The following is a 25733-nucleotide window of genomic DNA, read 5'->3' as shown; positions in this document are numbered from 1 at the left end:
TAATGAGACTTAATCCCAATAAGCGTAAGTATTATCAACAAGGTCTAAGAGCTATGAATCTTATACAGTCTGTCTTTTAGTTGATCTTGTCCCCCCTTCAGGAATAAACCAAAAACCTTTATATATTAACACTTTCAGGGTTGAAAAGGATAAATCAGGTGCAAGGAATAGGCGTTGAAACCTTTCATTTACCTATCACTTTTACAGATTCGAGACTATTCTTACCTCCTTCTTATTCTGACTCCTGACTCCTGACTCCTGACTCCTATCCCCTCACGGAAAGACTTTCTCAGCAACCCCTATTGTAGAATGTCTATTTCTTGAATGTGCAACAAGGAACAATAGAAGCAGAAGCCGAATTATCTAAATTAACTTGTTTAAGCAACTCAGCCCAAGCTAATGTTATTTCAGGGTCTTGATTTTTACTGCTTTGCATTTGTTCACCCAAGCTTGTTAAAGCATCATGCCAAATACCATTTTTGGCAAAAATAGCAGCTTTTTCTAATGGTGTTTTAGCTGCTTCTAGTTGCTTTGGCAGTGTTGGATTGAGGTCAACTTGTGTGATTGAACCGCGAACATAAACGGACGCAGAAGACTTGTTTGGATCACAATAAATGGCAAAAGTCCAACGATAAGATTTGCCTGTTTCTAAGGGTACTGTAGGTTTTACAGCTAGACTGACTATACCTGCTGGTGTTTCTGGTGGATTAAATTTTGTTTGATAGACATAATTATCTGCTTCGTCTTGAATCACAAACTCTACAGGAAGTTTGGGAGTTAACTTATCAGGTACTAAAAACCAAAATGTGGGATTTGGAGATGCTGAGTTTCCCCAAACGAAATCTTTCGTTCTTGTTTTAGTTATGGGTACTAGAGCCGTGAGGTTTGTATACTGCTTACATGGGCCTCGGCTACCCCCACCTTTACGTCGGCCTCTGGGTTCTCCTGGCTGTTCCTGCACTCCTGGTGCAATATATTGTATTTGAGTAGTTGGTGTTGGGGTTTGAGCCTGTCCACTTTGCCAATTTCCTGGTAAGTTAAATATGCTCCAGGTCATTGCAGAGATGAGGGAGAAAGTATGAAAACAAAGTATCTTTTTCATAGCAACAATTAATTTTTTGATGAAACAATGTATATAACTTGTTATACTTGTTTTTTATGAATATGCGCTTGATTCCTGACTGTAAAGACTTTATCCCTCTATTGGCTTTTATCCCCAATTTACAGCTATTTTTGTGTAAATGAACCACATTTTTAGATCACACCCATAGATGCAGAGTGGTTTCTCGCAGAGTCAGCACAAAGGAAGAAAGTAATCCAGATATTCAGAGTGTGTTCTAAATACGTTAAAACCTAAAAACTTTTTGGGTTCTTAGGTTTCCACTGCATGGATTTTCAGTCTATTTTTTTATCGCAGTCATATTGCACTGTAAACTAACATTTACTGTTTAATACCAATTCTGTGTAAAGTTGCGCCAAATAAATACCGTAGAGACGTTCCATGGAACGTCTCTACATCCGCCAATAAAGCGCATCTTCATAAAGAAATGGTATAACAAGTTTCGAGGTTCCTCAGAATTTGCTCCTTCAGGATTTTGTCTTTATAATTAATTGGAGTTGCCACTAACATATTTAATTACACGTTCGGACTGTAAAAGTTTGCCATTCTTGGCAATGCTTAGTTCAGCCCCAGTAACAACATATTCATATTGTCCATTCTTGGCAATAATTCCTATTCCTTCTTCTGAATAAGTTGGCAGAGAATAAATTCCTCTACCATTCTGCTTAGAAATGCCTGTATAAAACAGCGTTCCACGACGATTGCAAAGGTGAATAATAAAATTACGAGTTTCAATTTTGGCAAATAACTTTCCTCCTCCCGCATATTTGGGACAAGTAGTTACTCTGGCTATATTTCTGCTATTTACTGCTGAATTTTTATTAGCTGTTAATTCTGAGGCAAAAGCAGAATTAACAGTGCTAACAACTGATAAAGCTGTTCCAAAAGTTGTAGCCAAGATTAATAAAAAAGACTTCATTTGTTTGTTAGGGTAAATATTCATGTTCAGTTCCTTAATTCAATCAATTTATACAGTTTGTTCAGAAGTCTGGTGTTAGCCATTTGACTTCTTGATGAGTTACACGTTCCAGTTGTGAGGTTTATGCACTCAAATCAGAGCAAAATAAAAAGTTTTTTAGTAGAACTTAGACCAAAAAATTCGATAAAATAGCCTCAAGTGTATATACAGAAAGACTTTTACCTCAATTTGTTGGGTTTATTGATATACCGCAGGGAATAGGGTTGAAAGTCTCTTTGTATATGGCTTTGTGAGTAATTTGCCTAATTTTTTAATACACTTGCAATATCTAAAATTTCTGTATTTTTTTTACTGCTTGGCACTCACGGCAAAATTCCGGTATATATCTAGACTAATGGCTGCTGGCTGATTGGCTACTTTCAAGAGTGTTGTTTAAATTTTGCTGTAATCCCACCAAAATCTATACTGAAAACTACTATCTGTGTTTTCAGTTACTCCATATTCATCGCAGCCGTATTTCTCAGTTGCAAGAGCGGTGAGGTCATATTCAAGCTTATTCCAGTTTTGATTGATTATATAGTGTTTGGCAATTCTTAAATATAGAACTGGACTGACTATACCTTCTCTACCGACAAGAAACTTGTGGTGTATCTTATCATTATTGAAATTATTGAGAGCAATATCCATTGGTGGAATTAGATTATTGATGTCTCTTACTAACTGGGTAAGACATATGCCACAATATGGAAAAAAATCTGCATTTCGAGTTAGTAAAAGTTCATCGATTGCTTCACAGTAATCAAGTGCAAGCTGGGCATCAAGTTCTGCACAGCAGAAGTAGTTAGTAGCAAAAATTTCAATTGCAGCAGTAACTTGGGGATGATATAATTTGGGCATTACCATTACCTTTGTTGAGTTCCTTAGCAACCACAGTTTTAAAACTGAAAACCCATAGGTTCTAAACTTTTTTTCAGCTTGTTTATGAAATTCTGGAATTTTAAATCAATTAGACAAAAAGCAGCTAAAATAATTGAATTTAAAAAATAAATAATTATATTGCTGGTCAAGATAGGCCATCTTCTTAAAGCACCCAAAAAGACTTTTAAGTTAACTTCTCTAGCTTTATATAAAATCATCCCCCTGCAAAATTGTTTAGAGTATCCACTCTCTTCTAGTTTTAAAATCATTTCTGGGATGTGTTTATACTGGGCTAACAGCGCGCACTTTGGCTCTTTCTGCCAATAGCTCACACCAACAGTACATTCTAAATAAATATCTTTACTGACAATTACACTGCCATTAGCAGCACAATAGCCGGCTAAATAGGCTAAAGACACCCAATTACTTGAAGCATCTTGCCAAAGTTTTAGAGATTTTTGTACTAAGTCAGTACGATATACTGTGGCGCTTAAGAGGCTAACTGCACCAATACTTTTTGAAAAGCAATATTCAAATATAGCTTTGCCATTACTACAATCATCTTCAGTCTCGATATCAAACCAGCGGTTTCCAATAATTGTTGGTGGATGGACTGCTTCTCCAGTAATTTTATTCCGACCAGAAAAGTTAAGAAACAATAATGACAAATCTTCATGTTTTTTAACTTTGCTAATAACATAAGTAAGTACTCCATTTGAAAATCTGTCATCATCGCTAATTGTCCATACATATTTTGTTTCACTTAAATTTATGCAGTGAATAATGTTTTTCATCAACCCTATATTTTCTATATTCCTATGAGATTTAAATGTGGTATTACTAAGAATTGTTTGCCATTTTTCGATAATCTGTTGAGTATCATCAGTTGAGCAATTATCAGAAATTAAAATTTCGCACTCAGATTCAAAGCCTTTGATTTCTTGAGTAAGCCATTCTAGCTGCTCATCAAGCAATTTAGCGCGATTAAATGTGGGTATAGCTATGGTCAGCAATTTATTCATAATCAGGAAAATTTCACAGCATCTAAACTAAAAATTCAGCAATCATCTCTCACAAATCGTTCACTGGATAATATTATTGTTAGCTCTAATTCAACAAAGCTTCTACACGTTCCACTACTTCAGCAGACACTTCTTTCCATGACCGATTTTGGACTGAAGTTTTGGCATTTTTGCCAAGAGTCGTTCTCAACTGGCTATCGCTAGCACACTTTTGTATTAGAGAAGCTAACTTCTCTGCATCACCCGGTTCATACAGTAGCCCGTTATACCCATGATTAATCAAATCTTTTTGACCACAGCAATTTGTCGTGATACAGCAGCGTCCAGATGCCATTGCTTGTAATAACACTAAAGGTTGCCCCTCAAAAAAGCTAGGCAGAATAAAGATTTGAGAACGGATAAAGAGATTAAGCTCATCAGATACAAAAAATTTGGGAATTATTTCTAAATAAGGATGAAGATCCTTTGGCCAAGAAGCTAAAACAGCCTCATGGTCAAGACCTGTACCAGCAAGTAACCAATGGAAGAATAAGCCTTGTTTATGCAAAATATGAGCAGCATCAACTAGTGTCTTAATTCCTTTGCGCTCAACCCAAGAACCCATAAAAAGAATAGTGAATGGTTCGTTAGTCTGCACTGTTTCATTTAAATCATAGGGATAAATTCCATTTTTATATAAGAAAATATCTTGGGAATCTCGATGATAATATCGTTGAACAAATTCAGAATCTTCTTGATTTAACATAAATAAAAGATTCGCTTTTTTTAAACCTAAGTCACAATAATGCAGTCTCCATAAGGGAAAAAGAAGCTTTGTCCGTAATTTTAATTTTTGAGAGCTTCCATATTTGCCATGCAATTCAAAATCCCAGGCTCTTCTCTCCAGACCATGGCTAACTACTACAATAGGAATATTAAATGATAGGAAAAACCCAGAGGCAGGTTCATGAATTATAAAAAGAGATGCTTCCCGACCCAGCTGATTATAGAATCGCCGAGCTGCATAAGGGAAGAATGCTTTATGAGCAACTCGCCCTGTTTCTGCTGGTCCAATGTGTAGAAATTCGTAGCCTCGGTTTTCAAATTCATTTTTCCAATGCCAAGCAACTCTTCCCATACCAGTCTCTTCACTTAAAAGAACTTCAGCAATGTAAACAATAAGCTTTTTCATAAAAAATCTCTAATTAATTGCGGTTTTTAACTAAGTAAGTCGGCACGATAAAACTGATATATGTTTAGTTTTGTAAAAACGGTGAAACGACCTATTTATAAGGTATTGGTTGAATTTACATTTTGTTACATAAGTTGATTTTTTAACGCCAACTTACTCAAGGTTTTATAGCAACAGCCAAGATGCTTAATCAGACTTCCAAATCTGTTACCTGTGACCTATTCCCTGTCACATAATATAATTCAACTGTAATAAATTAAATTTCACCACTATTTTACTTTTAGATTTTTAATAATGGTTCAATTGCTAATCCCATACAATCAGCAATAAGCTGTAATTGCTGTACACTATCGTTCGTAAATTGGTAAGGACAAAATTTGCCAACGTGCAAGACACCGCATACTTGGTCTTTTAGTTGTAACGGGACACCCATTATTGACCGGATTCCCTTATTACGTAAAATAGGGCTTACAACTTCTATTTTTGACAGATCATCTACAATTATTCGCTTGGCACTAGTTGCTATTTTACCTGCAAATCCACAACCCAATGGAATTTGAATGCCTTCTCTAATTTCCTCCTCCAACCCAATAGTCGCACACACAAATAATTGTTGTTCTTTTTCTGCTGGCAGCAGAACTGTAACAGTATCGACATTCATGACTTCGCAGATAGAGTGAAGTAATTTTTTAAAAAGTAAATCACATCTGGCGGTATTGTTGATGTTCTGGAGATGTTGATAGTTTACTTTAGCAGCCTTTTCTACTTGGGCAAGAGATGTACTGAGCAGAATAGGAAGACGGCAGCCGTCTTTGCAATATTCCTTACGACTGCGAATCACTTTTGCTGGTACACCTACTGCAACAGAGAAAGGAGGAATATCTTTAGTAACAACAGCGCCAGCACCAATAATGCTGCCTTCTCCAATGTTTACCCCATCTAATACTTTTACCCCTGAGCCTAACCAACAATCATCTTCAATTACAATTCCCTCTCGACTAACACCCTGAGAGTTAATATTTTCAGTAGGATTTGAATAAAGATGATTATTAGCAAATAAACCTGTTTGTGCTGCAATTAAACAGTTTTTACCGATTTTGATATTGCCAGGTCCGGCAATACAGACGTAAGGGCCAATAAAGGTTCTTTCATAAATCTCAATAGAAGTGTTGTTTAATGCCCTAATATCAACACCTTGTTCAAGGCTGACTTCATCTGCTAAATATATTTTATTATTTGAGTGCCATCTTGCATCTAAATTAACACTCCGTGCAATTTGCACCTTATTACCAATTTCAATACAAGAAGCATTAAAAATTTTAACATTATTTTCAAGAAAAACTGATTTACCTATTTTATGAAGAATATTACGATATAGTAAATTTCTTAATTTGCCTCCTATAATATTTGTGGGTAAATATCCAAATAAATTGGTTAATAAAATTTCTTGGATATGTTTCCAATGAGAGATGTATTCCTGACTAACCATTGTAATTTTTTGTTAAATTAAAAAGTGAGGATGGTTACGAATAAATTTTGTAAGCCGAAAAATTGCTATATTTTTTCAGCAGTATTAATCCCTGAAGATAATTAAATCAAAATTATGTTTCATTTTTAAGCAAGTTAAGGATTATGTTTTAGTTGTGATTTATCTGATTATGTCTTTATTACTAATATTCGTCCACATATATGCAACTTCTGTAAAATACGGCATCACCGTGGGCGGATAGCAAGATTATATCGCTATAATCCCGCCGCATCAGAACCGTAAGTGCGCCTTGCTACCTACCTTTTGTATATAACTGTGTACGTAATTTTCCTAAGTTTTTAATATACTTTTAATATCTAAAATTTCTGTAATTTTTTACTGATATAGGTAACTTGAATGCTAGAAACTACTAAGCAAATTAGAGGTGGTACTAAGGGTATCCAACCTCCTTGAATTAATATGAACAAGCAGAGTCCAGATATTGTGCCTATTGCCGTAGCTAACGCAATACTTAAATATCTAATTTTCCGAAAATACCAGCCTAGTAATCCACCTGTTAAAGACCAACAGCAAATCCAGCAGATTTCACCCCATTGAGTCCAAACCCATAACAAGGGTCGGTTGTCTAATGCAGCACTGATAATTTGGCTCACCATCTGTGCTTGGATGAATATGCCTGGTACAACTTTTAATGGGCTTTTACTGTATGGTGTAGACCAATAATCACTGCTGCTGTTACTGGTTACACCAATGAGAATAATGCGATTTTTAACGGCATTGGGGTTAATTTGCCCGTTTAATACTTGGCTCATGGTAACTTGTGGGGCGATGCCTGCGGCGGGCGAAGCCAACGCTTGCACAGAGGGTGAAAAACGATAGTTCAGCAGGATTTGACTGCCTTGTGCATCTATAGACTGATAACCGCCACTTCGTTTGTGCAAACGTCCGAAGGTTTGATTCCCTAGTTGTAAATCCCAATCTGGTGTAAATTTGGCTGTGATTCCTTGTGATTGCAGATATAAAAATGCTAACCGAGTGCTGAAGGCATAAGCTGGTGTACAAGTTGATGAGATGGGGTTGGGAGTCATTGCTACCAAATGACGGCGCATTACACTGTCGTTGTCTTCGATAAAGTCGCTAAAACCCAACCGTGTTTCTGGTATTTCCGGTGGAGGTGAAACGCCTGTGGGGTCATATTCTGGGTCAGCACGTTTACAAATAGCAATCAAGCGATCGCTTTTTTGCATCCGTTTGGCTAGTTCTGGTTGATTGGCACTCACGGGAAAATCCCGGTATATATCTAGACCAATGACTGCGGGTTGATATTGTTCGAGTTTTGCCAGCAACAAGTTGAGATATTTATCTGAAAGTGAACCTTGTCTGGGTTCTTGTCCTTGGGCTTGAATATCTTGGTCAGTAATGGTTACAACCAATAGCCGAGAGTCTGGTTGTTCTTTGGGGCGCGATCGCATTAATTGATCAAATGCTCCTATTTCTAGGGCTTCCATTCCTCCAAACAACCGTATTAATACTATCAAAAAAGTAATAATTGAACTACTAAAACAAACAATTGGTAACTGTTGTAAATTGGCACGTGACAACTGTGAACCAGACTGCTGACCGCACAAATCTGGCCATGTTGGCGATATTTCCGATGGATTCTGGCAAATCACGGGCAACCAAGTAGCACAGGGAAAATCCTGTTCTAAAGACTGTAACCTTTCCCTAGCTTCCCTAACTGCTGTATACAAAGTTTGTCCTCGTGAAAAAACAGCGAGGAAATGCTTTAAAAATTCCTGTGCAACCCGGTCTGGCACAGGTTCTCGCATGACAATCACTTGAGGTAAATGCAAATCAGCTAAATCTTCTGCTATGCCCAAACCATCACAAGAGTTAAAAATTGCTAAATGCAAACCTTGTGCGATCGCTTTTTGTAAACCATACTTTAATTGATCAATGGTCAAAGTTTCGCGAGCATTTAGTACCATTTTCCCTTTCCCTTGGCTGGAACTATGCCCCGCAAAAAAGAGAATGTCCCAACCAGATTCCCATAATTGTTCTGTAAGTTGGGAACGGTTGGGTTCAACTAAAAATTTGAGTTCAGCATTAGGTAATTGTCGAAGTAAATTTTGGTCTTTTTCCAGATCGATGCCATTGCGATCGCCTAAAATAGCTAAAATTCTAACTTTACCATTAGTCTTTCTCTGCTTGGTTTTAATTGCACGGGTATATTCAGGAGGACTGAGGGCTATTTCTGCTAATGGGTAATCATTAAAAAAATGCCACAAACACCAAGGCAACTGTAAAACTTGATGGCATTCAGAAGTAATAATGCAGCGAATTTCATCTGTAGGTAAAAGTTGAGTACGCAGTTTGCGGTCAATATTCAGAAACAGCAAACTATTGAGCCATATATTCAGACTTTTTTGTAATTCTTGGCAGAGGTTTTCAAACTCAGTTTGGGAAATATGGGTAACGTCTTCTTCATCAATTTCAAATGCAGAAATGTTGTGACTACGCCATCCTAAACTGGCATACAAAGCTGTATACAATTGTTGCCAACGTTGATAAAGATGCTCTAATTGTGGTGCAGCAGGTAATCCACCTGTAAATTGCATGGGATTAGGAATATCCGTTTGCCAAAGTTGAGCTATGACCGTGGGAAACCCTTGGTGTAAGTTTCCTTTTCCTAAATTTAGGACGATCAATTTACTCATGGTTGGTAATTTGTAATTTGTAATTTGTAATTAATTTCTCGTTCCCATACTCTGTATGGGAATGAATTTTAGTAGGCTCTGCCTATTTCTCATTTTCTCATTCCTATATTCTATATGAGAATGAATTTTAGTAGGCTCTGTCTATGGCTCTAGCAACGATGATATCAGAGGCAGAGGCTCTGTGATGGCATTCCCAGTCAGAGCCTGGGAACGAGATAAACGAGATAATTCAGACATTTAATTAACATTCAAACTCTTCTGTGAAGGTGAAATCATCTAAAGCAACCTGAATACTAAATCTTGTATTCACTGGACATCGAAACCTTTTCAGTTGAATAGAATTATCTGCTTCCCTTGCTGCTACTGATTGCACAACATCGCCTGATGTGGAAATCAATGCTAGTCTAACATTAGTTGGTAAATAAGAATTGCGATTATTCGGATATAACTGAGCGCGAATTCCTACTCTTCCATCTGTTTCTGCTATCACAGTCAACATCAATACCACTGCTTGATTACCATCTTGAGTAGGTAAATCAATAACTTTTACCCGTCGAATTGATTCTTCAACAACATCATTAGTTTGACGAAAGCTAAAGGCTAAATTTGATTCTGCACCAAATAAAGATTCTATTGTTTGCCAGCTATTGGTAACAACATTCTCAAACCACTGACGCAAATTAACAATTGTTGAATTCTGTGTTTGTTGGAAAAAGTCTTCGCTTTCTAATAATGCTCCCCAAATTTCAAAGGGCAATTCTAAGCGAGGATTAATAATTGTGGGATTTGCTAATCTCTGCTTGAGGTTTTCTGCTTGGGTAGCTGATAAAATAGGCAAAGGAGAAATTTCTACTTGTGTTTGTTCTTCAGGATACAATTGCCGTACAACCCAAAGCACATTTAAATCCTCAATCATCTGATTGGCTTCCAGAGAATAAGTCCTCTCTTGAGGATCATAGCTACCTTGATTTTTTAACTGCTCATGGGTGGTATAACCCCAAATTCGCAGCCACGCACCATCAGGATTAACTTGTACTGCTAGATAATAATCTCCAGCTAACTTAGGAATATCTATCCATTCTTGGGGAACATGAAATTCTCTAGTTTCTAAATTTTTATCTGGAATCAGAATCAGGCGCTTTGTATCCAGATTTATAGCAGTACCGCTAACTACTTCCCAAATATCGGGAAGGGTTTCTAAAGTAGCTTCTGGTGCATATTCTGTTTGCAACCAAGGCAAAAAGGTACTGAGACATACTTGATTAAGAAAGGCATTCCAACGACCGAGAGGACTCACAAAAGACTGGCTTTGCTGCCAAGATTGGTTTTGTACCTCTAAAGAAACCTCTAACCACAGTTGGGTAGGGGGGACACAGAACAGAGACATAACTATTTCTCCTTTGAGGAGTGAGATTCCAGATTACGAAAATAATTCTGTAACCACTCTTCCAACACTGCACTAATATATTTCACCACGTTGGAAGTTGGAGAAATATGCATTTTCTCCTGACTCCATTTGCTAATGGCCAGCAGTAGGGATTCTCTGGCTTTAGCTAATTGGCGTGAAACTTGATATTGCTGGATTTGTTGCTGTTGGGCAATTTGTTGTTGAGTGAGTCCTTGCTGATAATATAGCTGCAATAACTGCTGTGATTGTGGAGTCAGTTTTCCCAAGGCCGAAATTAACAAGTTGTGGATTTCTGTTTGTTGATTTTTTTGAGTTTCGGCTTCTTCCTCAGCAATTATACTAGTTAGTAAAGATTCATGAGTATTATCTGGTAAATCATCTTGTAATTCACCTTCTGCTTGTCCTAGCTTGGGTAAGTTGAGGGAAGAAACTACTGGATAAAGATAAGCACGCACCTGTTTGGCACAAAAAACTAGCCATTTTTCTAGAGTTTCCCCATTGCATTCTGTCCCAGGTGGGTTTAGGGTTAAGCATTCGCGGTTGTAGAGTTGAGTTATGGTTTCCCAAGTCTCTTGGTCAGGTTTTTGTAATTTACGGACACCTGGTGATTTACCCAGAATATAACCATCTGTAAAACATTTCCAAGCCAACAGGTAACAAGCAATAATCTCATCTGTCACCCCAGCATTTTGTAAAGCTTCCTGGAGTCGCTTGCGGCTTAATTTCAGCAATAATGCCCAATCATTACAAAAATCTATTTCTTGTTTTTGGCGTAAAGCATCACGAATAATATTACCAAAAGCTACAGCACTATAACTTTTTAAACTAGCTTTTTGATTAGGATCACAACCTTTTAAGATTTTGGGAACTTCTGAAATTGCTATTTGAAAACAATCAGATAAACTACTCTGTAAGCTAGAAAATTGGGGAATTGTTCTTTGTACAGACCAATAACAGGTTTCTTGCAAATACGCAGATAGATGACCAAGCGCTAAGGAATTTGGTTGAGTTTGCCAAGCTTTATGCCAGTAAATTGCCCAAAAATTTTCTGAGTTTTGCGTTTGGGGTATCTGTAATAAGAGATTTTGGATGCTGCGGCGTAATTTGGCATCATATACCCAACCATTGAAGCGTTCAGCTTCAAATTGTAGGAAAGTCGCAAACATTTCCAGGATACTTTGCCGAGAGCGCATGAATTAATAGGTTGCTAAATAGGGTTTAGATATTGAGATCAAGTATAAGGTGTAGCGACAAAAAATAAAGCCCACATTCTTGACATTGACATTGATGTCAAGGTTTAGGGTGAGAGTAGTTATCTTCAGACAACTCTTATGCTCTACCCCCAACGGTTTCAACAATTCACTACAGAACACGCTGACGCTGTTGCCGCAATGCTTTGTGGTTTCTTGCTATTTCTCGGCTGGTTTGCTTTACATCTCAACTGGTTGGGTTTGGCGTTGCTACTGTTACCTGCGGCTTATGTCATTGGCGGTTATGAAAGCGCTCGTGAGGGACTAACTACTCTTTTTAAAGAAAAAGAACTAGATGTAGATTTACTGATGATAGTGGCGGCGCTAGGGGCTGCTAGTTTGGGATTATGGAAACAGGAATATCATCTAATTATTGATGGTGCGATTTTAATTCTCATTTTTGCGATTAGTGGCGCTTTGGAAGGTTACGCTATGCGTCGCACAGAACGCAGTATCCGCAGTTTGATGAGTTTGACAGCAGATACAGCGCGGGTTCTGCGTCAAAGAAGTGAGGAAATGGTTTCTATCTCTGAGTTACGGGTGGGAGATGAAATAGTTGTGAAACCGGGGGAAATAATTCCTACTGATGGGGTGATTTTATCTGGTTACAGTACTTTAAATCAAGCAGCTATTACGGGGGAATCTTTACCTGTAGAAAAAACGGTGGGAGAGGAAGTTTTTGCGGGTAGTCTCAACGGTTATGGGGCGTTACAGTTGCAAGTACACAAACCTGCGGAAAGTAGTTTAATTCAACGGGTAATTAAGTTAGTTGAACAAGCGCAAACAGAAGCACCACCTTCTCAAGAGTTTATCGAAAAATTTGAACGGGGCTATGCGCGGTTTATTGTGATTGTGGGGATATTATTGGCAATTTTACCGCCATTTCTCTGGGGTTGGGATTGGGAAACTACGATTTATCGGGCTTTAACTTTTTTGGTGGTAGCTTCTCCCTGTGCTTTAATGGCAGCAATAATGCCTACTTTACTGTCTGGAATTGCTAATGGTGCAAGAAGGGGAATTTTGTTTAAAAATGGCTCTCAATTGGAGATGATGGGGAAAGTTAGAGCGATCGCATTTGATAAAACTGGTACTCTGACTACAGGACTGGTAAAAGTCTCTCAGGTAATTGCATTTGAGGAATTTACTGACAATGATGTATTAACAGCAGCAGCATCTGTAGAATCGGCTTCTGAACATCCCATTGCTAAGGCAATTATTCAAGCTGCGGCTGAGTTAACATGGGAACGGGCAATTGCGGCGCAAGCTCTCCCAGGACAGGGTATTATTGGCATAGTAGATGAACAAAAGATCATTGTCGGGAATGGGACTTTTATTAAAAAGTATGTGACTAATTTACCCGCAGCTTTGCAAAAAACGGCGCAAGGTTGGGAAGATGAGGGTAAAACTGTGGTTTGGGTAGCCAGGGAGAATTCTCAATCAGGAATCGTCAATTGTTTGGGTATAATTGCGATCGCAGATGAAGTCAGACAAGAAGCAGCTGCAACTATTCACCAGTTACGGAAGTTGGGAATTGAAGAAATTGTCATGTTAACTGGGGATAATCACAGAACAGCCCAAACTGTGGCTAAGTTGCTGGGAATTGATCGAGTGTATGCAGAGCTTTTGCCAGAAGATAAACTAGATGTAATTCGTAGTCTCCAGAAACATTATCAGACTGTGGCTATGGTGGGGGATGGTATAAATGATGCACCTGCGTTAGCGCAAGCTTCTGTTGGTATTGCTATGGGTGTGGCTGGTAGTGATGTGGCTTTGGAAACCGCAGATATAGTATTGATGGCGGATAATTTAGAAAAGATTGCGGTGGCGATGAAATTGGGCAAGCGATCGCACTCTATAATCAAACAAAATATTACTGTAGCTTTAGGTTTTATTGTTTTACTCTTGATTGGTAACTTTTTCGGGAATATTAACCTCCCTATAGGCGTTATCGGCCATGAAGGTTCGACGGTATTAGTGACTTTGAGTGGTTTAAGGTTATTGAAAAAGTGAATATACAGCGCTTTCTGCTGTTATGAGATACAGTTGTTTAAGCCCGTAGGGGCGGGGTTTCCCCGCCCTAGATTATATTGCATTCAACCGAGAACCGCTGTAAGTTATGCATATGATGTGACAGTTGTGGGTAACTACGCGTACGCAGTGGGGGACACCCTAGAGATTATTGATATTTACAGGAATTGCTAATATTGATGTGGTGACATCAGGTGCTAATACTCTCCTACGCATTGGTGATGGAACAATTGGTAATTCTGGCTTTGGAACTGGTCAGTTATTTAGCTACTTTATCCGGTACATCTGGGTTTAATAGTGCTAACTTCAATGTTAATCTGTTTGGTGCTAATTTCTTGTTTAGTTAATAATCATATCTTGCACCATCATCTTATTGCGAAAATCTAAGTCTACAACCCTTATTATTGCGTAGGGTGGGCATTGCCCACCGCACCCTTATTGAGAAGGTGCAAGATGTGAGAATAGGTGGTTGATGATTTTGGTGGGTTACGCTGTCGCTAACCCACCCTACAATCCTGATTCTGACAGATGATGTAAATGTCAACCGTCTGGATTATACAGAAATTCACATCATTTCGATTTTGAGGTTTTAGTGCAAATAAAATTCCGCCACATCTGTTCTACAACCCATACTTCAGCCTAATGACAAGGTAAACTGGTGGAATTGACTGACGAAAATTAGTGACTTATGCCTGCATTTTTATTAGAAGTTGGTACAGAAGAACTACCTGCAAGTTTTTTGCGTAATGCCATCATACAATGGCGATCGCGCATTCCCCAAAGTCTGGAAGCAAATAGTCTGACTCCAGAAGCGGTTGAGGTTTATGGAACTCCTCGAAGGTTAGCGGTTTTAATCACCGGTTTACCGTCTCAACAACCAGACAAGGAAGAAGAAATCAAGGGACCACCCGCACAAGCAGCTTTTAAAGATGGTCAACCCACACCAGCAGCAATAGGTTTTGCTAAAAAACAAGGTGTGGAAATCACAGCTTTAGAAATTCGTCCCACAGAGAAAGGGGATTTTGTCTTTGTTCAGAAAAAGACTGCTGGCCGTCCTGTTGCGGAAATTTTAACAGAATTGGTTCCCCAGTGGGTTTGGAATTTGGAAGGAAAGCGGTTAATGCGTTGGGGAAGCGGAGATGAAAGATTTTCTCGCCCCATTCGTTGGTTGGTAGCTTTGTTAGATGGGGACGTTTTGCCGTTAGAATTAAAGAATGGCGAAAAGACTGTGAAGAGCGATCGCATTTCTCAAGCACATCGCGTTTTACATCCCGAACCTGTCAGCATTTCCCACCCTACAGAATATGTAAATACTCTCCGTTCTGCTTTTGTGACTGTCATTCCTGAAGAACGGGAAAAAGTCATCACCCAAAAAGTCCAAGCCGCAGCCCAAACAGCAGGTGGACATACAGTTCTTTACCCAGATTTATTAGCAGAAATCATCAATCTTGTTGAATATCCTTCCGCAGTTATCGGTAAATTTGAACCAGAATTTTTGCAATTACCAACTGAAGTAATTACAGAAGTGATGGTTACGCACCAACGTTATTTTCCCATCTTCAAAAATGACGATCATAATGAATTGTTGCCAAATTTCATCACAATTTCTAACGGTGATCCCGCCAAATCAGATATTATTTCTGTCGGGAATGAAAGAGTAATTCGGGCGCGTTTAGCAGATGGCAGATTTTTCTATGAAGCTGATTTAGCTAAACCTTTAGAAAGCTATTTACCCCAATTAGAAAAAGTCACTTTCCAAGAAGAGTTAGGTTCTGTCCGTACCAAAGTAGATAGAATAGTGAATATTGCTGGACAAATCAGCAACCAATTACAATTAGATGCAGCAACAAGCGAGAATATTCACAAAGCCGCATTATTATGTAAAGCAGATTTAGTCACGCAAATGGTGTATGAGTTCCCAGAATTGCAAGGAATTATGGGAGAAAAATACGCCTTAGCCAGTGGAGAAAATAGCGAAGTTGCCAAAGCGATTTTTGAACATTATTTACCCACAGGTGCAGGTGATATCTTACCCGCAACTCTCACAGGTCAAGTTGTCAGTTTAGCTGATAAATTAGATACTTTAGTGAGTATCTTTGGTTTAGGTTTAATTCCCACAGGTTCATCTGATCCTTTTGCTTTACGTCGTGCGGCTAATTCCATAGTCAAAATAGCTTGGTTTGCAAATTTGCAAATTAATTTAGTGCATCTAATTGAGCAAATAGCTACAAATTTTGCCACCACTTTTCACAAAGATGCGAAATCCTTAATTTCCAACTTGCAAGAATTTTTCTTACAACGTATCCGCACCTTATTACAAGAAGAAAAACAGCTAGATTATGATTTGGTAAATGCTGTATTGGGAGAAAATGACCCAGAATACACAGAACGCGCTTTACAGGATTTATTAGAAGTACGCGATCGCGCTCTCTATTTACAACAAATCCGCAAAGACGGTACATTAGATAAAATCTACGAAACCGTTAACCGTTCTACCCGTCTCGCAGCACAGGGAGATTTAGACTTTCAACAGCTAGAACCACAATCCCTTGTAAAACCAGAACTCTTCCAAAAGTCTTCTGAACAAGCATTCTATCACGCCCTAGTAGAATTAGTTCCACAAACTCAAGCAGCACAACAAACCCGCAATTATCAACTGTTAATAGCCGCACTGGAAAAAATTGCGCCTACCGTGAGTAAATTTTTTGATGGTGAAGATAGCGTTTTAGTCATGGACTCAGATGCAAACATCAAGCGAAATCGGTTAAATTTGCTGGGATTACTCCGAAATCATGCCCGTGTTTTAGCTGATTTTGGGGCGATTGTGAAAAATCTGTAGCATAAAGCAACAAAAACTGGTGTAATTTTTACCAATTCGGGTTAACATAAAGTAGCTTAACCAGGGATGCTACACAGTCTATGCCAGAAGCTTGCATTATTGGCTTGGGAAAGTCCGGGGTTGCTGCGGCAAGATTGTTGAAACAGGAAGGCTGGGAGGTAGAAATCAGCGATACGAACACCTCCCCAACCCTTCTTAAACAACAAAAAGAACTAGCAGCTGAAAAAATTACCGTCAACTTAGGACATTCTCCAAACCTCGATACTAATCACTTACCCGAATTAATAGTCGTCAGCCCTGGAGTACCTTGGGATATTCCTATCTTAGCCAAAGCGCGATCGCTCGGAATTGAAACTATCGGCGAAATGGAACTCGCTTGGCGACATTTACAAAATATTCCCTGGGTAGGAATTACCGGTACAAACGGTAAAACCACCACCACAGCCCTAACTGCTGCCATTTTTCAAGCCGCAGGATTCAACGCCCCAGCCTGTGGTAACATCGGTTATGCTGCTTGTGAAGTCGCTTTAACCCAGATGGGAATTGAAGGCGACGAAGAAAACAAAATCCAAAATCCAAAATCCAAAATCCAAAATCGCCTAGATTGGATAATTGGTGAACTTAGCAGTTATCAAATCGAATCTTCCGTCACCCTGTCTCCCCGCATTGGAATCTGGACAACGTTCACACCAGATCATCTTCCGCGCCACAAAACTTTAGAAAATTACTACAATATCAAAGCCAAGCTATTAAATAATTCTCAACTAAAAATATTCAATGGGGATGATGCCTATTTGAGTCAAATAGGTTTAAATCAATGGCAAGATGCTTATTGGACAACTGTTAAAGGTAAAGATTTCCTCATTGGGGAAAAAGGCTTTTATATTGAAGATGGTTGGGTAATAGAAAAGTTAAACTCCACATCAGCACCCAAGCAAATTGTGGAAGTATCCGCTTTACGAATGGTAGGAGAACATAACCAACAAAATCTTCTCATGTCAGTAGCAGCCGCCAGATTAGCAAATATTGATATTGAAGCAATTTCTCATGCAATTAGAGAATTTCCTGGTGTTCCCCATCGTTTAGAACATATCTGCACTTGGGAAGGAATTGACTTTATTAATGATAGCAAAGCCACTAACTACGATGCTGCTGAAGTTGGTTTAGCATCTGTGAAAAGTCCAGCCATACTCATTGCTGGTGGGGAAGCCAAACCCGGAGATGATACAGGTTGGTTAGCAAAAATTCAAGCTAAAGCCGCTGCTGTTTTACTTATTGGTAATGCTGCACCTGCATTCGCGCAACGTCTGCAAGAAGTAGGATATCATAATTATGAGATTGTGGAAACAATGGCAAACGCAGTTTCCAAATCAGCAGAATTAGCCAAACAGCATCAAGCAACAGTAGTGTTATTATCTCCCGCTTGTGCGAGTTTTGACCAATATCCTAATTTTGAAGTGCGGGGCGATGATTTTCGTCAATTGTGTCTGAAAACTCCTATTTAAAAACACTAGATTTGTAAGGGTTTAGCAGTGCTAAACCCCTACCTACAAAATCAAAGGATTAATCTCATTATAAATGAGATTCTATGACTTGTATCTGCGGTTATCTGCGTTTAATAACTAATAATTGCTGAGACTTTTGTAAAATTTCTAAGTAGCCATCAGAATCAATAATTGATTTTTACCAGAAACCTGTTTACTAAATTAGAGAATGTCAGTCTTAAGGAGGATGCTTGAATTACTTAAAAAATATAAAGTATATAGTATATTTTACCCTGAGTGAAGTCTGGGCTTGGTTTCCCTTCCAAGCCTTTTTTGTTTATTTATTTTTCACCCAACCCTTTCGTCAACCCCAGCACATCGCGAGGAAGTTCCTTCACTAGCCGAAATGGAAACAGTGAAGTTGAAGAAATTTGAGCATAATCTGGAGTCAGGAAAACTGCATACTTGCTGGCTTCAGGAGTTAATTGTGCAGCCATTGCTAAAGTTATAGCTTTCAAATATTTGCGAATATCTGCGGATTTTTCACCCACTACTTCCCGATCATAAAAAGATGAATTAGTGTTTTCCTGATTATTCTTAATCAGACTAGCATCCATCACACTCAGATGAGTACCACCAACTGCACCAACCAACCATTTAGGAGATTGAATTTTTGCAAAACTGATAATCTGTTCACTTAAAGGTGGGGTAACATTATCGGCTGAACTTGTTAATATTAAAGTTGGTACTTGCACCTTTGTTAAACCCGTTTCACCAAACACTAAAGAAGTAGCAGGATTGAGGGCTACTATCTGTTTGATTCTGTCATCTCGTAATTGATAGCTATTTTCCGGTAATCCTTTAGCTACACACAAAAAACTTTGTAGCAAAGCCAATTTAGCCGATTGCTGATCACAGCTTTTTGTGAGACTGTCAATTTGGAACTCACCTCCAGCCAATGCTAAAGCTGTAGTACCACCAAAAGAATAACCGACAACCATAGTTTTATTAGTTGCTAATTTCCCTTTTAATGGGTTATCAGCCGTTTGATTTAGCTTTTCTAATTCATCTAAAACAAAGCTAACATCTTTTGGTCGATCTACAAATTCTTGAGGTTGAAGCAACGGAGTTTTATTTTTAACTGCTAAATCCCTGCTTGTCTGATTACTACCAGAATGTTCTACAGCTGCGACTACATAACCATGAGAAGCCAGATGTTCAGCTAAATAACGCAAATCTGTACGATTTGTACCAAAACCATGAGAAAAGACAATTACAGGTTTGTCAGTATTTGTAGCAGTTGACCAGTAAACATCTAAGGGAATATTACGTTGTCGCTTTTCATCATTCAGATTTAAGTTTAGTACTTGTACTTGGGCGCTTCCCGATTGTGTAGGATCAACAGAGTAAGAAACTTGTACTTTTGTGGGGTCAATTCGGGGAGTCATAGCCAGCATCAACTGCTGAGTCCGCCAAAAAGCCATATTCAAACTCTGCGCTACTGTCAACGCTTGCGGTACACTAATTTCTAGGCGTTTACTGGGATAAGCCGCAATAAAATTGAGTACAGATAGACCTTGGGACGAACTAGCACCTAAAATTAAACCTGATCTGAGTGCTTGAACTCCAGCTTTATCCTCACGGACTATAGCCTTAGAGATGTCATTAAGAATGGTGTTACCCAGTTGAGTATTGAGTAAGCGATTGAGAGTGACGACATTCACAGGTACTCTAATTTTTAAGCCCCGCACCAGGAAACTACGTTGTTGTTCGGTTAATCTTTTGGTGTAAGTCCCTAAACTAGCAGGTAATTCTCCAGTTTCCGCAGTCTTTTTTAAGTCAGAAAGAGAGACAGATTCTTCCAAAGCACCATACCGCACCACAACCTGATCTGCTGCTTGCGCGGAAGTGTTTACTCCCAATAGTTGCGTGAGTGCGATCGCACTCAGTACACCTGCAACTAGCTTAATATTTTTCCAGCTTTTTTTTATAAACATTTTCAGAATGCACCTCAACTTAAGGGATTGTAGCTGCTTTTCGTGTGTTTGACTACTATTATTCTGAATTAAAAGTTACAATAAACAATCTTACCTCATTGACAAAATTTATTTAAAATTGGTATTAATAACCACTAATATTGCCTAAATAGTCGTCTAATTTAAATACGACAATATATAGGAATCCGGTTTGATTACGGAATTTACTTGTGTGGGCAGGTAATAGGGAATAGGGAATAGGGAACAGGAGAGGTAGATATGTACTGATTTTTCTAAACGCAAAGCGCAGGACACTTTCACAAAAATCAAATAGGAGTCCTATAGAAATTTAAATCTCATGCCCACAAAATTATCTTGACTGTATGCGTCGCTCCTTCACTTATGGTTTAATTCTGCTGTTTTCTATAATCATTATTCTTATTTGGTGGCCTGTAAATGATTCTAATTGCAGTCTTGTAGATGTGCTGAAATTAAAAAACAACAAATTTCAAGTCCAAGCAACTCAGGTTATTGTTAAACCTTGGCATGGTGAACATCATGTATATGGGATATTTATGGTTCCTGATGAATATAAGGAAACTCCATTTTTTATGTTAACAGTTCCAGGTAATCGCCAATACTGTTCTCGTCCTTTTGGCTATAGCCAAAGTTATAATAATATTGTTGCCAAACCAGGAACTCATTTGATTAGGCACTATATGAGAAGTCGCATTGCTATAAAAATGATTTTTCAAGGTTTATATTCTCAGATGAATAATCCTCAAAGCTGGACTTTGACATTTCCTAAACCCAAGGTTAATTAAGTCGCTGATGGAGTTGTCAAAACAGCCGTTGTTTCTAACAAAGTAGTAGCAGCGTTGACAATAATTTGCGCCGAACCTGTGAAAAAAGAGCGATCGATATTTTTGGGTAAATCACTGGGTTGGTGGTAATTAGGACTACGCAGATTAGCAGTATCTGTCACTAATACAGCACCTACACCTTGATACCAAAATGGTGCATGATCACTACGTAAAGTATCCGGTGTCAACACACCTTTGAAAGGTACAGGTAATGTCAGTACTGCTGGTAGATTTTGATTAGGGTTGCTAAAAGCATTCAATAAAGGTAGATGTTCCATATCACCTACTACTGCTAAAAAATCGCCTTTATCGCTAGGTGGAGTTACAGGTAATCCAGTCGGATATTTCTGACATCCAGCAGTGTAACAAGCATAACCCACCATATCCATGACAATTACACCCCGCAGATTTGATATACGTGCTTTTTGCTTGACAAAAGCTTGACTACCTAAAAGTCCTGCTTCTTCCTTGTCAAAAAAAGCTAACTGCAATGTTCTAGATGTGGGATAGTCAGCGAAAAGTCTGGCAACTTCTAATACCACAGCTACACCCGTGGCGTTATCATCTGCACCAGAAGAAAATTCAACGCTATCATAATGGGCAGCGATGAGAATTGCACCAGCAGCTTTGTCAGTTCCCTGTCGTTGAGTAAAAATATTTACACCTGTAGGAAATTTTTCTATTTGCGGTTTCCAGCCGAATTTCCTTAATTCAGTTGTAATATAAGTGCGGGTATTAAATCTCTCTTTTGTTGTAAATCGCTGAAAATTCAACTTTTGAAGATGTGCCAAAAGCTGATCAGCAGACACCAATAGAGTATTAGTATTAGTATTATTATTCTGCGGTTCTGGCTGGGATTGGGGTTTTTCTATGGGAGTATTTTCAACAATAGGTAAAATTTCAGGTTGCTGGAAAGCACCGCTAATGTCCATCACAGCTATTGCAACCAAGATCACTAACATTAGCCAAAGCCATTTTTTCATCATTATTAATTACTCTTATATTCCAGACCTAAGATAACGCAAATAATTTAGTTCTCAGAGTTAATTTGTCTGGATGTTGCAGGTGGGATATATTCATTATTTCCTTGCTTTAGCTTACCTAATTTAGCAGCCAAGTAAGATTTGATATTATTCATTTGTTGTATCTTGTGATCAATTTCGGTGAGTTTGCGCTCAATGGTTTTGATTTGTTCGCTTTGAGGCATGGCATCACTTCCCCATTGATCAATTAGCTGTTTGATCTCACTCAGAGTAAATCCGAGTCCTTTTCCCTGGTTGATTAAAAAAAGACGTTCTACCGTCTCTGCATTGTATTCTTTGTAGATTCTGGTTCCAGCAGGCTTATCACCGGCAGCGATTAAGCCTATTTTTTCGTAAAAACGGATAGTGTCCTTCGATAGCCCCGTTTTCTGGGACAGTTCACCAATCAACATCACAGCAACCTCAAATATCTTACTTGACTGCGGACTATACTCCACAGTTTAAGATACCTGTATAAATAGCAAAATTTGATTTTCTAAAAGGCAACGATGAGTAAAACGGTTTTAATTACAGGTGCTTCCAGTGGTATTGGTGAAGCAACAGCCAAGTATTTCCTCCAGAAAGGCTGGAATGTTTCAGCAACGATGAGATCGCTCAATAAGGCTGATAATTGGGCAGAAGAAAAGAACGTGATCTATCCCCATCTAGATCTCACCAAACCGGAAACCATTGCCTCTGCTACCCGCGAAACATTAGAGCATTTTGGGCAGATTGATGTTTTGGTCAATAATGCTGGATATGCGCTCATGGGACCACTGGAAGGTGTGACACCTGAGCAATTAGAGCATCAGTTTCAAACTAATTTTTTCGGGCTTGTATCCACTATCCAAAATGTTATTCCAGTTTTGCGCCGGCAAGGAAAAGGCACAATCATCAATGTTTCTTCAATTGGTGGTCGTCTCGCTTTTCCGCTTACTTCCTCTTATCACGCCACTAAATGGGCTGTAGACGGACTTTCTGAGTCTCTAAGCTATGAACTACGTCCCTTTGGGATTCAGGTAAAAATTATTGAACCAGGTGGCATCAAAACCAACTTTTTTAATCGCGGCACAACTTGGGCTACCCATCCTGACTATGCACAAATGGTCAATCATTTACAGCAGTTCACAAAGAAGATTAATGACTATTTAGCAGAACCAGAAGGAGTGGCAAAAACAATTTATCGGGCAGCAACTGATCAATCAGGAAGGCTGCGTTACTCTCCTTACGGTGAGGCTTATTTCTTCCTACACGCCATACTTCCAGATAAATTATGGCGGTCTTTAGTTGGTAAGATAATGCTGGGAAAAAGCTATTAGATCCATTTTATCCTGATTAAAAGCATTTTAACAAATCCTCGATCAAACGCTACAGTACGGCGGAATTTAAAAAGCAGATTATACAAACTTTTCAGGAATTGTTGATGGTCTGCTTATTTGCGCCTTGCTGTACTAGTTTGACAGCTTGTCTTTTGACAAAATGACAATTTTAACGTAAAGTTCGCGTCTAGAAAAGTTCTGACTTAAGCTTCAGAACTCATAACTCATAACTCAGGACTCAGGACTCAGGACTTTATTTATGTGGTTAGATTTGCTGTTGATGACAATCCTGGGCTTCCTGGGGAGTTTTGGACATTGCTTTGGGATGTGTGGCCCCCTAGCAGTTGCATTTTCCCTTTCGCATCAACAGGAAACTCTGGGTTGGCAACAGCAATTAAAATTTCATACCCTGCTAAACTTAGGGCGAATGTTGAGTTATGCTCTGGTTGGCGCTGGAATTGGCGCATTAGGTTCGGTACTAGTCGAAAGTGGGCAATTAGCAGGTATTGGTAGCGATTTCCGCCGTTGGATAGCAATAATTACTGGCATAATGCTGATCTGGTTTGGTTTAGGACAAGTCAAACCAGACTTAATACCACGTATTCCCTTACTACACCCTCTATTACAAGGTAGTTTACATAACCGACTGAGTGCAGGGATGGTGAAGCTATCCTTACACAGTAGATGGTGGACACCAGCACTATTAGGGATGACTTGGGGTTTGATGCCTTGCGGTTTTTTATACGCTGCTCAAATTAAAGCCGCAGCCACAGGTAATTTATGGCATGGTGCAATTACCATGTTAGCTTTTGGTTTGGGAACTCTACCGACGATGTTGGGAGTAGGTGTTTCCACTTCCTTAATGAGTAAAGATCGGCGAAGTCAGTTGTTTCGCTTGGGTGGGTGGGTGACACTGATTATTGGCGCAATTACCCTGTTGCGGACTGGTGACACAATGGTAGACTACAGCGGACACGCCGCCTTGATTTGCCTAATTCTGGCGCTAATTGCTCGTCCCATTAGTAGCTGCTGGGCATCACCTCTGCGCTACCGTCGCGCTTTAGGAGTAGCTGCTTTTATTCTCTCTGGGGTGCATACCACCCACATGATAGAACACTCCCTACAATGGAATTTTGCCGCTTTCGGGTTTTTGCCTTTGGAATTTCAATGGGGTATGAGTGCAGGTGCTGTGGCATTGATGTTAATGGCTCCTGCGGCTTTTACAAGTTTTGATCAAATGCAAAAATATTTAGGTAAGTATTGGCGGCAAATTCATCTTTTAAGCGTTCCAGCTTTACTATTGAGTACCATTCATGCAGTTTTAATTGGTTCTCATTATCTGGGTTCTTTAAGATTAAGTTGGGAAAATAAATTAGCGGCTGTATTACTGGGAATCATCACTCTTGGGGTGTTATTAGTCCGTTGGCACTGTTTTTGGTCAAAATTAAGTATAGAAAAGTTGTATGTCCCCCCAAACAAGTCACGGTAAACTCAGTGTTTCGACTACACCCAGGCGGAGAAAGACAAATTATGTCTTATCAGTATTTTTTATAGTTATATTATTAACATCAGTTTCTGTTGCTTCTGCTCATAAGGTGCAAATTGCAGCCGATGTTGGTGGTACTCTCCACATTGAACCCAATGATAACCCCCGTGCGGGGGAACCTGCTCAAGCTTGGTTTGCTCTTACCCGCAAAGGTGGTAAGGTACTACCCCTCAAAGAGTGTGATTGTCAGTTGGCTGTTTATGCCGAACCTTATACACCAGGAGAACCGGCACTGCTTGAGCCTGATTTGCAACCTGTGCAGGCTGAACGGTATGAAGGCATACCAGGAGCAAAAATTACTTTTCCCAAACCAGGGGCTTATGAACTCAAACTGACTGGTAAACCAGCCACAGAAGGGAGTTTTCGACCTTTTGATTTAAAGTTTCAAATCACCGTAGCAGCAGGTAAGGCTGTAGAGACTCCACAAGCTGTAGAAAATATTACTAATCAACAGCAAGGTGGGGCGATAGGATTCATACAGCCTATAATTGTCATAGCAATTATACTCCTATGTATAGGTATCGTCTTTTTCTTAGTGCAAGCACTGAGGAAAGAGTAATTCGTAATTCGTAAACAGGGAACAGGGAACAGGGAACATGGAACAGGGAATTCTTAATTTTCCCCCCATCACCGCGTCCCCGC

General features: G+C 39.1%; 20 protein-coding genes and 1 pseudogene. 8 read left to right on the top strand and 13 right to left on the bottom strand.

What is annotated here, in order from left to right; all coding sequences use genetic code 11:
• Positions 1-313: 313 nt before the first annotated feature.
• From H6G59_RS24105 to H6G59_RS24060, 10 genes and pseudogenes are all read right to left on the bottom strand, one after another.
• Complete coding sequence (locus H6G59_RS24105; protein ID WP_242038969.1) at positions 314-1057, bottom strand: DUF928 domain-containing protein; 744 nt, start codon at positions 1055-1057, stop codon at positions 314-316.
• 550 nt (positions 1058-1607) lie between these two features.
• Positions 1608-2063, bottom strand: coding sequence for a hypothetical protein (locus H6G59_RS24100; protein ID WP_190719588.1), 456 nt, complete (start codon positions 2061-2063; stop codon positions 1608-1610).
• A gap of 408 nt (positions 2064-2471) precedes the next feature.
• The gene (locus tag H6G59_RS24095) at positions 2472-2936 is read right to left on the bottom strand and encodes a hypothetical protein (RefSeq protein ID WP_190719585.1); all 465 of its coding nucleotides are present in this window, start codon (positions 2934-2936) and stop codon (positions 2472-2474) included.
• A gap of 38 nt (positions 2937-2974) precedes the next feature.
• The gene (locus H6G59_RS24090; protein WP_190719581.1) at positions 2975-3979 is read right to left on the bottom strand and encodes a glycosyltransferase family 2 protein; all 1005 of its coding nucleotides are present in this window, start codon (positions 3977-3979) and stop codon (positions 2975-2977) included.
• An 85-nt stretch (positions 3980-4064) separates the two neighbouring features.
• Complete coding sequence (locus H6G59_RS24085; RefSeq protein ID WP_190719579.1) at positions 4065-5150, bottom strand: glycosyltransferase family 4 protein; 1086 nt, start codon at positions 5148-5150, stop codon at positions 4065-4067.
• Between the two features lie 280 nt (positions 5151-5430).
• Positions 5431-5991, bottom strand: a complete 561-nt coding sequence (locus H6G59_RS27905; RefSeq protein ID WP_422603041.1) for a GAF domain-containing protein — start codon at positions 5989-5991, stop codon at positions 5431-5433.
• Positions 5983-6639: pseudogene (locus H6G59_RS27900) on the bottom strand (acyltransferase); the annotation flags it as partial. The gene H6G59_RS27905 and the pseudogene H6G59_RS27900, both read right to left, overlap by 9 nt.
• Before the next feature lie 356 nt (positions 6640-6995).
• Positions 6996-9356, bottom strand: a complete 2361-nt coding sequence (locus tag H6G59_RS24070; protein WP_190719576.1) for a CHASE2 domain-containing protein — start codon at positions 9354-9356, stop codon at positions 6996-6998.
• A gap of 241 nt (positions 9357-9597) precedes the next feature.
• Positions 9598-10743 (bottom strand): DUF1822 family protein, encoded by a 1146-nt coding sequence (locus H6G59_RS24065; RefSeq protein ID WP_190719573.1) that lies wholly within the window; start codon positions 10741-10743, stop codon positions 9598-9600.
• Between the two features lie 2 nt (positions 10744-10745).
• Positions 10746-11957: a sigma-70 family RNA polymerase sigma factor gene (locus H6G59_RS24060; RefSeq protein WP_190719571.1), complete on the bottom strand. Its 1212-nt coding sequence runs from the start codon at positions 11955-11957 to the stop codon at positions 10746-10748.
• A 138-nt stretch (positions 11958-12095) separates the two neighbouring features.
• Between H6G59_RS24060 and H6G59_RS24055 the strand changes: the two genes are divergently transcribed.
• The 4 genes from H6G59_RS24055 to murD all read left to right on the top strand — a co-directional run bounded on the left by H6G59_RS24055 (position 12096) and on the right by murD (position 18386).
• Positions 12096-14024 carry a heavy metal translocating P-type ATPase gene (locus H6G59_RS24055; RefSeq protein ID WP_190719568.1) on the top strand — a complete coding sequence of 643 codons (1929 nt, stop codon included), beginning with the start codon at positions 12096-12098 and terminating at the stop codon, positions 14022-14024.
• 212 nt (positions 14025-14236) lie between these two features.
• Complete coding sequence (locus H6G59_RS24050; RefSeq protein WP_190719566.1) at positions 14237-14389, top strand: hypothetical protein; 153 nt, start codon at positions 14237-14239, stop codon at positions 14387-14389.
• Between the two features lie 341 nt (positions 14390-14730).
• Positions 14731-16881 carry a glycine--tRNA ligase subunit beta gene (gene glyS / locus H6G59_RS24045; protein WP_190719563.1) on the top strand — a complete coding sequence of 717 codons (2151 nt, stop codon included), beginning with the start codon at positions 14731-14733 and terminating at the stop codon, positions 16879-16881.
• 80 nt (positions 16882-16961) lie between these two features.
• The gene (gene murD / locus H6G59_RS24040; RefSeq protein WP_190719560.1) at positions 16962-18386 is read left to right on the top strand and encodes a UDP-N-acetylmuramoyl-L-alanine--D-glutamate ligase; all 1425 of its coding nucleotides are present in this window, start codon (positions 16962-16964) and stop codon (positions 18384-18386) included.
• Positions 18387-18706: 320 nt separating this feature from the next.
• Here murD and H6G59_RS24035 read toward each other — a convergent pair whose 3' ends face one another.
• A complete protein-coding gene (locus tag H6G59_RS24035; RefSeq protein ID WP_190719558.1) occupies positions 18707-20362 on the bottom strand; it encodes an alpha/beta hydrolase in 1656 nt (551 codons plus the stop codon).
• A 362-nt stretch (positions 20363-20724) separates the two neighbouring features.
• Here H6G59_RS24035 and H6G59_RS24030 point away from each other — a divergent pair, with 362 nt between their 5' ends.
• A complete protein-coding gene (locus H6G59_RS24030) occupies positions 20725-21165 on the top strand; it encodes a hypothetical protein (RefSeq protein WP_190719556.1) in 441 nt (146 codons plus the stop codon).
• Here H6G59_RS24030 and H6G59_RS24025 read toward each other — a convergent pair.
• Entirely contained in the window at positions 21162-22187 is a 1026-nt protein-coding gene (locus H6G59_RS24025; RefSeq protein WP_190719600.1) for a M28 family peptidase, read from the bottom strand. The two genes, H6G59_RS24030 and H6G59_RS24025, sit on opposite strands and share 4 nt — an antisense overlap.
• Positions 22188-22234: 47 nt before the next feature.
• Positions 22235-22639, bottom strand: coding sequence for a MerR family transcriptional regulator (locus H6G59_RS24020; RefSeq protein WP_190719553.1), 405 nt, complete (start codon positions 22637-22639; stop codon positions 22235-22237).
• 96 nt (positions 22640-22735) lie between these two features.
• Here H6G59_RS24020 and H6G59_RS24015 point away from each other — a divergent pair, with 96 nt between their 5' ends.
• The 3 genes from H6G59_RS24015 to H6G59_RS24005 all read left to right on the top strand — a co-directional run bounded on the left by H6G59_RS24015 (position 22736) and on the right by H6G59_RS24005 (position 25650).
• On the top strand, positions 22736-23545 hold the full coding sequence (locus H6G59_RS24015; protein WP_190719550.1) for an SDR family oxidoreductase: 810 nt from the start codon (positions 22736-22738) through the stop codon (positions 23543-23545).
• Positions 23546-23804: 259 nt separating this feature from the next.
• The gene (locus H6G59_RS24010; protein ID WP_190719547.1) at positions 23805-25034 is read left to right on the top strand and encodes an urease accessory protein UreH domain-containing protein; all 1230 of its coding nucleotides are present in this window, start codon (positions 23805-23807) and stop codon (positions 25032-25034) included.
• Entirely contained in the window at positions 25009-25650 is a 642-nt protein-coding gene (locus tag H6G59_RS24005; protein ID WP_190719544.1) for a hypothetical protein, read from the top strand. The genes H6G59_RS24010 and H6G59_RS24005 overlap by 26 nt, the downstream gene beginning before the upstream one ends.
• The last annotated feature ends 83 nt before the right edge of the window (positions 25651-25733 follow it).

The sequence above is a fragment of the Anabaena lutea FACHB-196 genome (assembly GCF_014698305.1).
Classification (GTDB): domain Bacteria; phylum Cyanobacteriota; class Cyanobacteriia; order Cyanobacteriales; family Nostocaceae; genus Anabaena; species Anabaena lutea.
Note: the sequence above shows the minus strand (reverse complement) of the source record. Positions and strands in the feature narration are given on the sequence as shown.